The sequence below is a fragment of the Exiguobacterium sp. s102 genome (genome assembly GCF_018618635.1).
Classification (GTDB): Bacteria; Bacillota; Bacilli; order Exiguobacteriales; family Exiguobacteriaceae; genus Exiguobacterium_A; species Exiguobacterium_A oxidotolerans.
Window position 1 is genome coordinate 183,650 of record NZ_JACSML010000004.1, and the last position, 14,422, is coordinate 198,071.

Here is a 14,422-nt window from a genome sequence, read left to right on the forward strand (position 1 = left end):
AAAAGATGTCCAGGAAACCGCATAGCGGAATCACGTACCTCCTGTAGTCAATCATTTTTTGAACTACCTCCACCTACGCTTCGCTTAGAGGTGGAGGATTCCTGAGTGATCCGACCTAACGGTCGAAACCTGATCAGGCTAACCCCGTCGTCCCGACGGTTGAAGAAGCTAAGAGACGTTCAGCTTCTTGTTTAAGATTCAATCCTGCGTTCACATCCCGGTCGTGATGGATCCCGCAACTCGGGCATGTCCATTCACGCAAGCCAAGATGTTTCACGTCTTTGTGTTGATGCCCGCAACTGGAGCACAGTTGACTAGAGGCGAAGGTCTTGCCGACTTTCACGAGGGTCTTCCCGTACCATTCCGCCTTGTATCCGAGCATGCGGAAGAACTCCGACCAACTGACCTCGGAGATGGACTTGCTCAACTTGCGATTCTTCTGCATGTTCTTCACCTGCAAGGTCTCGATGCCGATGACGTCGTGGTTTTTGACGATTTCGGTCGATACCTTGTGCAGGAAGTCGGTTCGCTTGTTGGCGATCTTCTCGTGGATGCGGGCGACCTTCCGCTTCTGCTTCTGATAGTTCTTCGCCTCGGAAAGTTTTCCGTTCTTGTCCAAGGCCAACCGTTGACGACGAGAAAGCTTGCGTTGCTCGCGCGCCAGCTTTTTCTCAAGCGAACGGAAGTAACGGTCGTTCTTGTACACCGTGCCGTCCGACAGGATGGCGAAGTGCTTCAATCCGACATCGACGCCGACGGATGAGCCCGTCTTCGGCATTTCGTTGCTCTCCTGCTCGACGAGCAGGGAGACGAAGTATTTTCCTGAAGCGTTACGCCGGATGGTCGCGTTCAAGATGCGTCCGACGACCTGCCTCGAATTAGAGAAACGGACCCATTTCAACTTCGGGAGTTTTAACTTGTTGCCGATTATAGAGACTTCGGGAAGTTGAGATTTCCCTTGAATGTTCGTCTTGTACGATTGAACGGGATTGCTCTTCGACTTGAAGCGAGGACGTTCGTTCTGTTTCTTGAAGAAGCGGTCAAAGGCATCAGCAAGATGTTTGACGCTCGTCTGCACAGACGTGCTATCGACTTCCTTCAGCCAGTCGAACGCCTGCTTCAACACCGGGAGTTCTTTCGAACAAGACCCGAAGGATAGTCCTTTACCTGTCGCTTTATACGTCTCATCCCACTTCGCTAAGAAGTGGTTGAAGACGAAGCGCGAACAACCGATCGTCTTCGCAATCAGGATTTCCTGCTCTTTTGTCGGGTGTATTCTGAATGTGTAGGCCTTGTGTGTCGGCATGATGTTCACCTCCTTACAACGGATATACCTGAAAGAGAGGGTGGCGATTCATCTCCCACTTTCACTAGGGCTTCACCCTGATCGTTTAGAAGTGGGCGTATTCTCGCCTAATTTAGATAAAATTCGTATAGGCTGCGCGTCCAGTACGTTTCGCTTCTTCAGACAATAAGGCGGCAGCTTCCTCGTCCAGGACAATCATCACGTCAGCATGACGTTGTAGAATCGTCGCCGGACAATCGGGCGTCGCCGGACCTTCCATCATATCGCGCACGGCTTCTGCTTTTCTGGCACTAGAGGCTACGAGCAAGATTTTTTTCGCTTCCATGATCGTACCGAGCCCCATCGTGATTGCATGTGACGGAACATCTTCTAACTTTTCGAAGAACCGCTGATTCGCTTCACGCGTCGATTCTGTCAACTTCGTTACGTGAGTCGTCGCGTCAAATGAGGTGCCGGGTTCGTTGAAGGCAATATGTCCGTTCGAACCGATTCCAAGCAATTGAAGATCGACACCAAGCTTACGAACCAGGTGTTCATAACGTTCACTTTCTGCATGGGCATCTTCCGTATCTCCGAATGGAAGATATGATTTCTTGAAGGCAACTGCATTAAACAGATGTTCCTTCATGAACGTGTGATAACTTTGCGGATGCGTCGGACTAAGTCCGACATATTCATCAAGATTGACCGTCGTCACGTGCGAACAGTCTAATGTATCTTGACACCACTCTTCATAGACGCCGACAGGCGAACTCCCTGTCGCCAGCCCAATCGTCAACCCCTCCTCTTGACGTTGAATTTCATTTTTGAGAAGTTGATACGTGACTTGTGCCAATTCTTCAGCCTTTTCGACAATCATCCATTTCATAAAAATAGACTCCCTTCATTTTTTAAATGTATGGACTGCTCCACGATGAATCGTCCGCTCGACAAATAATGATTCATCTAACACAACGAAATCAGCATCTTTACCAATCTCGAGCACCCCTTTTTTCGTCAGACCAAATTCTTCTGCCTGATTGATTGAAGTCATCCGTACCGCTTCTTCAAGGGAACACCCTGTAAAGGCAATAATATTCCGGAGCGCTTGATCCATCGTCAGGACACTTCCGGCTAAATTTCCGCTCGCTAGTCGCGCTGCTCCATCTTTTACGTCGACCGCTTGGCCACCGAGCTCATACTGACCTTCTGGTAAGCCTTTTGCCCGCATCGCGTCCGTGATGACGGTCAACCGGCTTGCTCCTTTCATCCGGTACGCAAAATCAACCATTTCTTTTGCACTATGAATCCCGTCCGGAATGATTTCCGCACGAACCGCTGGATTGAGTAGACAGTATCCGACTGTTCCCGGCTCGCGATGATGCAGTGCCCGCATCTGATTGTACAAGTGTGTCCCGTGGACGACGTTCCCTTGCTCATTCTGCTCGTATGTTGCGTCGGTATGGCCGGCTGACGGAACTGCCCCCGTCAGACGGACCGCTTCTTCAAATGCCCGCGCTCCCGGTCGTTCGGGTGCATAGGTGACGAGTTTAATCTGACCACCTGCTGCCTGCTGCCACTTTAAAAATTGTTCGACGTCCGGCTCAACGATATAGTCGAGTGGTTGGGCACCCGCATAATCCGGATTAATAAACGGTCCCTCGAGATGAATGCCTTCAATCGTCGTTGTCTCGGTTTCCATCACTTGCCGCGCCGCCTCGAGTGCGCGCGTAATTTGACTCCAGTCTTGTGTGATCGTCGTCGCAAAAAAGGACGTGACACCTTCCGCTAACATCGCTTGACTAAGACGCATTAAGCCTTTTTTATCGGCGTCCATCGTATCGACGTCATATCCCCCATGAATATGAACATCGATCATTCCTGGAATCAATTGCTTCCCTTCTAAATCAAGTACCCCTTCTTCCGCCACTGGTACATACTTCGTCATATCGCCTAGCTCGCTGATCGTCTCTTCAAACCGAATGAATCCCTTCTCTATCACGGTCTGACCCGTATAGATGTTCGCATTGATGATGACAGTCATATCTTCGCTTCCTTTCTTGCTTTGCCTCAAGAGTCGTTTCTCTCTGTTTAGTATAACGCCTCTATTTCTAGTTGTATAGACCTTTATACATTTGTTTGATTAAAAAAGAAGATTCCATACATTCATTGGAATCTTCCCTGATTGATAAACGCGTAATCCTCACCGTCATGGCAATAACACACGGTCCTTCTTTTTAGAAATGAGACGTGTCACTTTTAAAATCGCAATCGTCAACGATTGACGTTTGCGATACGCCAAGTAACGTCCTTCCCACTTTGGATCATATTTTTCTTTGTAGCGTCTTAGGCCTGTAAAGCTATACATGTAACGAATGTTATTGAAGACGTCAGCCGCGACACGTTCTTGCCAAAATGACGTTTCGTCTTCTCCAACAGCAGATAGTGGTGCCATTCCCATATTGAACGTATGATAGCCTGCTTCTTTTGCATACTCAAACAAACGGATGAACATCGCATCCATAATCCCATTCGGTCCATCAGGACGGAAGCGCATCAAATCGATTGATAAGACACCGTCTTGATAAGCAGGCATGAACGTCATGAAGCCAAGCAAGTCGCCTGCCGCGTCACGCATGATTCCCACGGGTGCTTGATTTAAATAGTCTGACTGAAAGTATCCGAGTGAAAATCCTTTTTCTACTTTGTTCCCTAACCAGTCATCTGATACGTCACGTAACGATGTAAGTAAGGCATTTGAAAATGGTGGTTTTACAACTTCAAACGTCATGCCTTCTCGTTCAAAACGATTTTTAATGGAACGTAGTCCAGCTCGCTTCTTACCAGAAACCGTAAACGTCGTAATATCAACAATTGCTTCTTCACCTAACTTAAAAAAGTTAAAACCAAAATCATGATACAGGGACATGTTTTGCGCCTGAATCTGATAGATGTTCGGAATGTAGCCCAAATCCTCGACGCGGCGTAGAAACGTACCAATCAATTGCGAATGTTCAACCGGGTTCCCACTCGGGTCACCCAACACAATAATCCGATTTCCCGTCTGACTGAATTGAAGAAATGCCCGACCCGATTCTGAGAAGAAAAATCGTTTATCCCCTAAAAAAGCCAAATGACTCAAGTAGTTTCCGCCTTCTTCCGTCAACGTCTGACGGACTTTCATTTCATCAAAAGCCTCTCCGAGGACCGGATGGTTAAACGTGTTGAACAGGCGAATGAACACTAACAAGTAAACAAGTGCAAAAATCGTTGCACTTGCTGCAAACATCGAAATTTCATGAGACGGATACACTTCCGTTCCGTCTGCAGACCCTAACGTATAAAACGTATACCCGAAGAAAACAAATCCACCGAGGTAAAGTATCCCGGCCAACGATGCACGCATTAAGCGCATCGTCGTAATCAGCGTACGCTCGCGGTGGAAAGATTTTGCCGAAACCGTCAGCAAAATGAGCACAACGAGAACCGCAGAAAGCGAGATTAAGTTGAATCCTCGTAAGGCCATCCCAATCAGTGCGAAGAATGATGCCCCGTATACCATATAGAGCGAACGTTTCGTCCGTCGATATAACGAGGGTGCCAGTAAGACGAATAATAACCCGCCCATCAAGAAGAAACTGTTCCCAAGTAGTAATAATTCATGCGGTAAACGGGCTTCTAGAAAATCGTATTGTGACGAGACCGGCGGTAAAATCGCAAGTCCCCAAATCGCAATACCTGCGAGCAACGTGATCAAGGCTAACGCAAAATGACGGACCTTACTTAAAAAGCGCAGTTGCAAGCGCCAAATGACTCCACCGACTTCGACGGATGGTCCGACGATCGGCTTATCTTCAATCATTTTGACAACAGGTCCACTAAATTCGCGTGCTGAGAACACCAGCCCAATCACAAAGGGCACTATGTAATAGACCAGACGGTAAATCAACAGTCCCGTCAAGACGCTTCCTTCCGCTACACCAGCGCGTTGCATACCAATCAAAAAAACCAAGTCAAACGAACCAAAACCCCCGGGAACCATCGAAATCAATCCGGCCGTCGCCGCGATGATGAATACACCGATGACTTTCGCAAAACTGACGTCCGTTCCGAGTGCCTGTAAAATTAAATAGACGACGACACCGGCACTGAACCATTCTACGAGCGAGACGAGTGAATACAGTACGATCGACGATGGTCGAATGCTACTCGCCCCGCGTCTGAACGTAAACAGGAGATATAAAGGGAAGAAAAGTGCGACACCAATGATAACGGGCCAAAGCCATTTTTTAAAATCGAGCACTTCGAACGCCGGGAAAATATTTAATAAAGACAATGCAGATAAAATCGATAGTCCACTAATCAACGTCGGCGCCATCCAGCCGATTGCCTTCAGGAGACGACTTCCTTCAACGAAAGGCCGATAAAGCGCCGTCCGAACCCCCATACCGGCAAGACCACCAAATCCGATGATTCCGTTAAACGAATTCGCAATCCACGAAGCCCGGAAGACGAGTCCGAGCGGCGCTTTGACCTCCAAAGAACGTAACAGGATGACGTCATAAAAGAACATCGTCGCGACGGCAAGGAGACCGGCACCGACTAAAAGAATGAACTTCCATGATGGGATTTGCTGAATGGCTTGAATCGATTCATTTAAAGATAAATTTTTCAATTCACTTTGTCCTTGATACAAGATAAAGAGAATTAAAGCAATCGGTAAAATAATTTTCGCGATCGTAACGATTCGTTGTTTATTGAGCTTCATCCAACAACCTCCTTTGACTTCTTGACGAGATAGACCAATCGTAAGAGCAATAACGTTGCTCCGACCGCAAGACCAATAATGAGTCCCCACCAGTAACCGTCCGGTCCAAGTGTCGTAAACCGTTCGAAATAAAAACCGAGCGGTAAGCCAATCACCCAGTACGCCGAAATCGTCAAAATGAATGTGGCATTGACATCTTTAAAACCACGTAACGCGCCTTGAGTCGGTGCTGCGACCGCATCGGATAACTGAAAGAAAATCGCGAGAATCATGAAATGTGCGGCTAGATTGATTACTTCCGGATCATTGCTATAGAGTGCCGCGACCCGTTCATTTTGTAAGTACAAGAGTCCGCCGGAGAAGAGCGAGACAGCAATACATAATAACAGCCCAATCCAAATGTACTGGACGGCATCCTTGACGCGTTTCGCCCCAACTTCGTACCCAACAGTGATCGTCAAAGCTGACGCAGCTGACAGGGGGAGCATGTAGACGAAGGATGCAAAGTTGATTGCAGCTTGATACGCACCGATTACGACATCCCCATACGCACCGAGTAACAACGTCACGGCTGAGAAAATACTGACCTCGGAAAAAATTGCTAGTCCAATCGGCGCCCCTAAAAAGACCAGTTCCTTAATCCGAGTAAAATCCGGTTTGTAGAATCGCCGTAAAATACCGAGGCGCTGGAACAGTTCCCCTTTTAGAACAATCCCGGTAATGGCGATACACAATAACCAATATGTGATTGCCGTCGCGACCCCTGCCCCGACACCCCCCAACTCCGGAAAACCAAACTTTCCGAAGATAAAGAGATAATTGAAAGCAACATTAATGGGTAAAGAGAATAATAATAATACCATCGTGATGTTTGACTTCCCGAGAGAATCGACTAATGTGCGAAGGACAAAAAAGATAAACATCGGAATGATACCAAATCCGAGCATGATGAGATAGACACGTGCGACACGTCTTGCTTCACCCGATAATTCCATCTGATTCAAAATCGGATTGACGAACAGTAAACCGAGTACTAATGTGACAACGATGATGAGTACTGAAACGTAAAGTGCCTGAACGACGATTCGTTTGACTTCACGCTCCTTCCTTGCACCCATTGCTTGCGAGACGAGCGGCGCGACGGCTAATAAAATACCCGTCAGACCTGTGTAGACAGGCGCCCAAAGACTTGCTCCGACACCGACACCAGCTAAATCAGCTGAGCCGTATCGTCCAGCCATGACCGTGTCAAAAAAGCTAATCAAATAAAAAGCGACTTGCGTCACTAAGATTGGAAAGAAAATTTTCATGAATTGTTGAATCTTTCCAGACAACGTAAACGTTTCTAACATGACTTCACCACATTCCAGAGCTAAGAAACGGCTCTATTTTAATCATTATTTCTGTCTATTAGCTTGTTCTACGTAAAAATTGTGAGGAGGGATTCATATGAATCATCGCGATACTGAAAACTTAACGTTCGAACTACTTGAAACGTGGGCGACATTCAACCACTATGCAAAAGAAGCCCAACAATTTAAAAATCCGGAAGATGTCCACCAAGCAAGAATCCGTCTTCGGAAGTTGATTACGTTCGCTACACTTGTCGGTGAGACGGATGAACCTGTTTATCTGATTTGGAGACGACTGATGCGCGCATTTGGCGAGGTCCGTGATTTAGACGTCCAACTCGAACAACAATCTGTCACGTCACCCGTCGAGCAACTATTCGCCGAACACCTCGCGCTCCAACTCCAAGGAAAACGAGCAACGCTACTTGAAACGATGCATCTGCTCATCTCAAGTGAACTCGATAAATCCGTCCGTCGTTTCTTAGCAGGACCGCTGACAAAACGATTAAAACGGATGGATGAAAACGATTTGATTCACGCGGCAAAAAAACAATTTGATAAAAAAGCACAAAAATACGAAAAAGTGCACCATACAGAAGGACAAAAAAGAATCCAAAAGATGCACGAATTACGTCTTGCGACAAAGTACTACCGCTATACATTAGAATACTTGCGTCCTTATACCACTCTTCCGAAGTCGACCGTCGATCGTCTAAAACGCGTTCAGACCCAGCTTGGCCAAATCAATGATACCTACAACCGGCTCGAACGGTGGCGCGCGTTTACACCACCGGATGAATACCAATTGAAACGCGCAAAAGAAGTTGCACGACTCGAACAAGCCTTAGTGACGGCACTGGACGAATTTTCACTCGCTTAAGGGTGACGCTGGACGAGCAGCTCGAGCATTTTTGTGCCCGCAATTGAGTTTCCTTTTAAATCGAGGGCTGGTCCAAAAATACCGATTCCGAGATCTGCCATATCGAAATCACTACGTCCACAGGCCACGATGGCACCCGAGACACCACTTTTCCCGGGAAGTCCGACTTGAACAGAAAACTCACCAGAAGCATCATACATGCCGCACGTCGTCATGATCGCACGAATGATTCGCGCATTACGACGAGAGATGACTTGATGGCCGGATGGTGTTTTTCCTGACTGGCTTAAAATTTTACCCATCATCGCGAGTCCTTTACAGTTCGTCAAGATTGCGCATTGTTTTGTGTAGACATCGATGATTTCTTCGACGTTTCCTTCAATGACTCCGTGATAGCGCATGAAGTACAGCAATGCCCGGTTCAAATCCGTCGTTTCGAATTCGGATTTTGCGACTTCCGCGTCGTACTTGACCATCTCGACTTCGATGTCGAGCAGACTCGCGATGAATTCACGCAGTTTGAGCAGTTTATCTGCCGCATCTTCCCCAGGTAACATACTCGTCACGGCAAGCGCTCCTGCATTGATCATCGGGTTGAGCGGTTTTGTTGGAATCGTCTCCTCAAGCTTCGCGATCGAGTTGAAGGCATCCCCCGTCGGCTCCATTCCAACTTTTGAAAAGACATAATCCTCACCAAATGTTTCGAGAACAAAAGCAAGTGTGATAATTTTAGAGACACTTTGTAACGTAAATAAAGTGTCCGCCTCACCAGCAGACACAAATGTCCCGTCGGCATTGCAAACTGCGATTCCAAGTTGCGTCGGTTCTGACTTCGCAAGCTCCGGAATATAACTCGCAACTTGTCCGAGTACTGCATAAGGACGGCATTCATCAATTAATTCTTCTAGTTGTTGTTGTGTAACGTTCATGTACTTCCCTCTTCCTGTTTTTTTATAGCTTATCATGCTTTGTCAGAACGAGATATGGCAAGACGTAGTTTTGTCTGTGAAAGCAAAAAGCTCGGGAAAAGTTACTGTAAAAACAACAAAAAAATCTGAACATCATCGAGATTCATACTTTGAATGTCGACGACGTTCAGATTTTTTAACAAGCAGACGTTCCATCAACGAATGACGAGTTCTGAACCGTCTGCGTCGATCGCGACGTGCGACCCATCCTGGATTTCCCCGCTGATCAGTGCACGGGCCAGTTTTGTCTCGATCGTCCGCTGGATATAACGATTGATTGGACGGGCACCGTACTGAGGTTCGAAGGCTTCATCGAAGATTAACGTTTTGGCGGCTTCTGTCACATCAATCGTAATTTCCCGACCTGATAAACGATCTGCCATCTTCGCGACCGCTTTATCGATGATCCGCTCGATTTCTGCGCGGTGCAATGGATGGAATAAAATCGTGTCATCAATCCGGTTCAAGAATTCGGGCCGGAAATGATTTTTCAGTTCTTGACGGACAGCTTCTTCTTCGGCTGGATCAATGTAACCATCTTTGGCTGCTTCTAACAAAATGTTCGCTCCAATATTCGAGGTCATGATGACAATCGTGTTTTTAAAGTCAACGACACGTCCTTGTGCGTCCGTCAAGCGGCCATCATCAAGCAGTTGAAGCAGGATATTGAACACATCGCCATGTGCTTTCTCGATTTCATCAAATAAGAGAACCGAGTACGGACTGCGACGGACCGCTTCTGTCAGTTGTCCGCCTTCTTCGTATCCGACATAACCCGGAGGCGCACCGACGAGACGGGACACATTGTGTTTCTCCATATATTCCGACATGTCAATCCGAATGATGTGATCTTCACTGTCGAACATCGCTGCCGCAAGTGCTTTCGCAAGCTCGGTTTTCCCGACACCGGTCGGACCGAGGAAGAGGAACGAACCGATCGGCCGGTTCGGGTCTTTGATTCCGGCCCGAGCCCGGATGACGGCGTCTGATACAAGGCGGACGGCTTCGTCCTGACCGAAGACCCGTGTATGCAGCGTATCTTCGAGATGGAGCAACTTCTCCCGTTCACCTTGCGCAAGACGTGTAACCGGAATCCCCGTCCATTTCGAAACGATATCTGAAATTTCTTCGTCTGTTACGGCTTCGCGGACTAACTCATGAGAGACGTGTTCTGCTGATTCTTCTGCTACATGTAACCGATTTTCGAGTTCCGGAATCTGTCCGTATTTGATTTCAGAAGCCGTATTTAAATCATACCGGCCTTCTGCTTCTTGTAAGGCAAGTTTTGCTTTTTCGAGATCTGCCCGCAGCTGCTGGACACCTTGCGAACTTTCTTTTTCATGTTCCCACCGTGTCCGAAGCGCACTCTCATCTTCACGCGCTGAACTTAATTCTTGTTGCAGCGTCTCAAGGCGTTTACGCGAGGCCTCGTCCGTTTCTTTTTTAAGAGCTGCCTCTTCGATTTCAAGTTGCATGACCCGGCGAACGAGTGAATCAAGTTCCGCTGGCATCGATTCCATATCCGTCCGAATCATCGCGCACGCTTCATCGACTAAGTCGATTGCTTTGTCCGGCATGAACCGATCCGTAATATAGCGATCGGAGAGAATGGCCGCTGCGACTAGGGCATTATCATGGATTCTGACACCATGGTGAATTTCGAACCGTTCTTTTAATCCGCGCAAAATCGAAATCGTATCTTCGACGTCCGGTTCTGCGACGAGGACTTGTTGGAACCGGCGTTCGAGTGCAGGGTCTTTTTCAATATATTTTCGATATTCATCGAGTGTCGTCGCCCCGATACAGTGCAACTCACCACGGGCAAGCATCGGCTTGAGCATGTTACCGGCGTCCATCGCCCCTTCTGTTTTTCCGGCTCCGACAATCGTATGCAGCTCATCGATGAAGAGAAGAATTTGCCCTTCCGCTTCCTTGACCTCATTTAAGACGGCTTGCAAACGTTCCTCAAATTCACCCCTGTATTTTGCGCCGGCGACGAGCGTACTCATATCTAAGCTGAACAACTGTTTATTTTTCAAGCTCTCCGGTACATCACCACGCACGATACGTTGGGCGAGTCCTTCCACGATTGCCGTCTTCCCGACACCGGGTTCCCCGATCAGAACGGGATTGTTTTTTGTTTTTCGGCTGAGTATCCGGATGACGCGGCGAATTTCATCGTCCCGACCGATGACCGGGTCTGTTTTCCCTGACCGGAAATCAGCGACAAGATCCCGTCCATATTTTTTTAAGACATCAAATGTCGCTTCAGGATTTTTAGTCGTCACTTTCCGATTACCACGCATCGCTATGATGGCTTCGCGTAATGTTTCTTCCGTCACACCTTGCCCCCGTAAATATTGTGTTGCAGGACTGGTTTGTTTCGAGAGTGCGAGTAAGAGATGTTCGACTGAAACATACTCATCTTGCATCAAACGGGCTTCTGTTTCCGCTTCCGTCAACACGTTCAATAAAGAACTACTGATCCGTGGTGTCGAGACTTGCGCGAGCGCCGGTAATTTTTCAATCGCTTGATTGATGGCTTGTTCCATCTGATCCATCCGCTGATCGAGTTTTTCAAAGACGATCCGAGCGATTCCTTCTTCCTGTGCGATTAAAGCGAGTAATAAATGCCACTCTGTGATTTCACTATGCCGACGTTGTTTCGCAATCGCTTGCGCTGATACGATTGCCTCATGAGCACGATCCGTTAATTTCTCAAAGTCCATGTCGCATTACTCCTTTACTGATAATTGATTTTCCCATTCTTCATAAAACGTTGCATCCATCTCAGGCAACTTCACTTCTAATTGAACAAGTAAAGCACCCCGATGCCCGTCTTGATTACTTAAGCCACGATTTGGAATGCGTAGTCTTGCACCTGGTTTCGTCCCCGGCTTGACCTTTAACTTGACACGTTTTCCTTCAAGCGTATCGGCGATCACTTCGCCACCCAAGACAAACGTCGTCGGATACACACGCACCGTTGAAATGACGTCATGTTCGTGTCGACGGAACCGGTCGTCATCTTTGAGATGAATCGTCACGTAGACGTCACCCGCCACTCCACTTCGGTTACGCAATGAACTTTTTCCGCGTAAACGAACTTTCTTCCCTTCGTAGACGTCTTTCGGAAGACTCATCTGAATCGTCCCTGAAGCTAGACGAATCGTTACTTTTTCATTTGTACTGAGGTGACTGAGTGGTACCGTCAGTTCAAGTTCTTCATCCGTCGATTCTTCTTCTTGGTTAAAAAACGAACCGAACATGTCTTCAAAACCAAAGGATTGACCGCCACCGGTCGGTCGAGACTGTCGTCCATTGTATTGACGGAAGATGTCTTCGTAGTCTGCTGATTGCCCCGGACCCGCGCTAGCCATGCGTTCAAAATCACTTCCATAACGATCATACTGCGTCCGTTTTTCTTCATCCCCGAGGACATCAAAAGCCTCCTGAATATCTTTAAAACGGCGATCTGCACTCGCCTCTTTATTGACGTCCGGGTGAAACTGTTTCGCAAGTTTCCGATACGCTCGTTTGATGTCTTGATTCGTTGCCGACTTTTCGACACCAAGCGTCCGGTAATAATCTTTTGCCATCTCACTTCACTCCTTCACTTATTAACTCTGTATCTTAATTATAAAATCGAATCGTCAATTGGTCAAATATAGTCAAACTTTTTTGTCACGGCTTCTCTTCATCTTTTCACTTTACGGTTTTTCTTCAAACAAGTTTCATGAACCGACTCATGCTATACTGATACCCATAGTTATTCACAAGAAGGAGCGATAAACAAATGGATGGAAAAAAACGTGCAGACGTCAAGCCTGGACTACGTGTCAGCATCGTCTTAAAACAAGATCAGCGTACGGGGAAACGGACGGAAGGAATCGTCAAAGACTTATTGACGAAATCACCGAACCACCCGCACGGCATTAAAGTACGCCTTGAAGATGGTCAAGTCGGTCGTGTTCAGGAAATTCTTTAAGTAGATAAAAAGGCGTTCCCGTCGTGGAACGCCTTTTTCGATTACCGTGTCGCTAAATAACGTAATGTCGCTTCGACTAATATCTTCGCTGCGTCGACCATCGCCGGCTCTTCAAAGTCAAATCGTGGATGATGATGCGGATAATGTGATGCATCACCTGCACCGGTAAAGAAGAACGTCCCCGGAACTTCCTTTAAATAATAGGCAAAGTCTTCCCCGCCCATTGTCGGATCAATTTCAAATACACTTGTATCCCCGATCACGTCGCGGGCGACAGCTTCTAAAAAACGTGTCTCAACCAAGTCATTGATGACAGCCGGATACCCTGTTTCATAGTGAAACGTATACGTCGCACCCGCTGCATCACAAATCCCTTTAATCGTCCGCTCCATCTCCGAGACGATTTTTTGAGCAACCGTCTCATCAAACGTCCGGACGGTCCCCGTCAATTGTGCCCGGTCAGCAATGACGTTGAACGTATTCCCGGCATGAAGCGTCCCGATCGTCAAGACGGCTTGCTGCAATGGATCGAGACGACGGCTGACGATACTTTGAAGTTCTTTGACGATGGTCGCCCCGAGTAGTACGGCATCAATCGTTTCGTGCGGTTTTGCCCCGTGTCCGCCTCGGCCGAACAACGTTAACTCGAATTTATCCGCCGCTGCCATGACGGGACCGACCCGTGTTCCGATCGTCCCCAGCTGGGTCGTCGACCAAAGGTGCGTTCCGAAGATGACATCGACTCCGTCAAGACAGCCGTCAGCAATCATCTCACGCGCTCCCCCCGGTACCACTTCTTCTGCATGCTGGTGAATCAAGACGACATTTCCCGTCAGCTGTTCTTTTTGACTGGCGAGAACTTCCGCAACGGCGAGTAATGTCGCGGTATGACCATCATGACCACACGCGTGCATGACTCCTGGAACAGTCGAACGATAATCAACCGCTTTTTCATCTTGAATCGGTAACGCATCAAAATCTGCCCGTAATGCGACCGTTTTCCCCGGTTTTCCTCCTCGAATCGTTCCGACGACACCACGTCCTCCGACATTTCGTCGGACTTCGATTCCAAGTTCTTCGAGACGACTTGCGATATAATTCGGTGTCTCAACCTCATGAAAAGAAAGTTCAGGATGTTGATGTAAATATCGTCGGCGTTCAACCATTTCCGGAAATAGCTG

The 14,422-nt window shown here is 47.7% G+C and carries 11 protein-coding genes; 2 read left to right on the top strand and 9 right to left on the bottom strand.

The genetic code is table 11. From position 1 onward, the window contains the following. Positions 1 to 133: 133 nt before the first annotated feature. From tnpB to KNQ02_RS11990, 5 genes are all read right to left on the bottom strand, one after another. On the bottom strand, positions 134 to 1,306 hold the full coding sequence (gene tnpB / locus KNQ02_RS11970) for an IS200/IS605 family element RNA-guided endonuclease TnpB (protein ID WP_214808628.1): 1,173 nt from the start codon (positions 1,304 to 1,306) through the stop codon (positions 134 to 136). Positions 1,307 to 1,418: 112 nt separating this feature from the next. After that, entirely contained in the window at positions 1,419 to 2,174 is a 756-nt protein-coding gene (gene nagB, locus KNQ02_RS11975) for a glucosamine-6-phosphate deaminase (RefSeq protein ID WP_088836296.1), read from the bottom strand. Positions 2,175 to 2,189: 15 nt separating this feature from the next. Then, positions 2,190 to 3,329 (bottom strand): N-acetylglucosamine-6-phosphate deacetylase, encoded by a 1,140-nt coding sequence (gene nagA / locus KNQ02_RS11980; RefSeq protein ID WP_088836295.1) that lies wholly within the window; start codon positions 3,327 to 3,329, stop codon positions 2,190 to 2,192. Between the two features lie 165 nt (positions 3,330 to 3,494). Next, on the bottom strand, positions 3,495 to 6,053 hold the full coding sequence (gene mprF, locus KNQ02_RS11985) for a bifunctional lysylphosphatidylglycerol flippase/synthetase MprF (RefSeq protein WP_214808630.1): 2,559 nt from the start codon (positions 6,051 to 6,053) through the stop codon (positions 3,495 to 3,497). Beyond that, positions 6,050 to 7,405, bottom strand: a complete 1,356-nt coding sequence (locus tag KNQ02_RS11990; RefSeq protein WP_088836293.1) for an MATE family efflux transporter — start codon at positions 7,403 to 7,405, stop codon at positions 6,050 to 6,052. Before KNQ02_RS11990 ends, mprF begins: the two co-directional genes overlap by 4 nt. Positions 7,406 to 7,502: 97 nt before the next feature. Here KNQ02_RS11990 and KNQ02_RS11995 point away from each other — a divergent pair, with 97 nt between their 5' ends. Next, complete coding sequence (locus tag KNQ02_RS11995) at positions 7,503 to 8,285, top strand: CHAD domain-containing protein (RefSeq protein ID WP_214808632.1); 783 nt, start codon at positions 7,503 to 7,505, stop codon at positions 8,283 to 8,285. On the opposite strand, the gene glsA is transcribed toward KNQ02_RS11995, so the two are convergent. The 3 genes from glsA to KNQ02_RS12010 all read right to left on the bottom strand — a co-directional run bounded on the left by glsA (position 8,282) and on the right by KNQ02_RS12010 (position 12,852). Beyond that, positions 8,282 to 9,214 (bottom strand): glutaminase A, encoded by a 933-nt coding sequence (glsA, locus tag KNQ02_RS12000; protein WP_088836291.1) that lies wholly within the window; start codon positions 9,212 to 9,214, stop codon positions 8,282 to 8,284. The two genes, KNQ02_RS11995 and glsA, sit on opposite strands and share 4 nt — an antisense overlap. 194 nt (positions 9,215 to 9,408) lie before the next feature. Beyond that, positions 9,409 to 11,982, bottom strand: coding sequence for an ATP-dependent chaperone ClpB (clpB, locus tag KNQ02_RS12005; RefSeq protein ID WP_088836290.1), 2,574 nt, complete (start codon positions 11,980 to 11,982; stop codon positions 9,409 to 9,411). Positions 11,983 to 11,988: 6 nt separating this feature from the next. Next, positions 11,989 to 12,852, bottom strand: a complete 864-nt coding sequence (locus tag KNQ02_RS12010; RefSeq protein WP_214808634.1) for a DnaJ C-terminal domain-containing protein — start codon at positions 12,850 to 12,852, stop codon at positions 11,989 to 11,991. 197 nt (positions 12,853 to 13,049) lie between these two features. Here KNQ02_RS12010 and KNQ02_RS12015 point away from each other — a divergent pair, with 197 nt between their 5' ends. After that, positions 13,050 to 13,241: a YwbE family protein gene (locus KNQ02_RS12015; protein ID WP_029332605.1), complete on the top strand. Its 192-nt coding sequence runs from the start codon at positions 13,050 to 13,052 to the stop codon at positions 13,239 to 13,241. A 41-nt stretch (positions 13,242 to 13,282) separates the two neighbouring features. Here KNQ02_RS12015 and KNQ02_RS12020 read toward each other — a convergent pair whose 3' ends face one another. Next, complete coding sequence (locus tag KNQ02_RS12020; RefSeq protein WP_214808646.1) at positions 13,283 to 14,407, bottom strand: M20 family metallopeptidase; 1,125 nt, start codon at positions 14,405 to 14,407, stop codon at positions 13,283 to 13,285. Positions 14,408 to 14,422 lie beyond the last annotated feature (15 nt).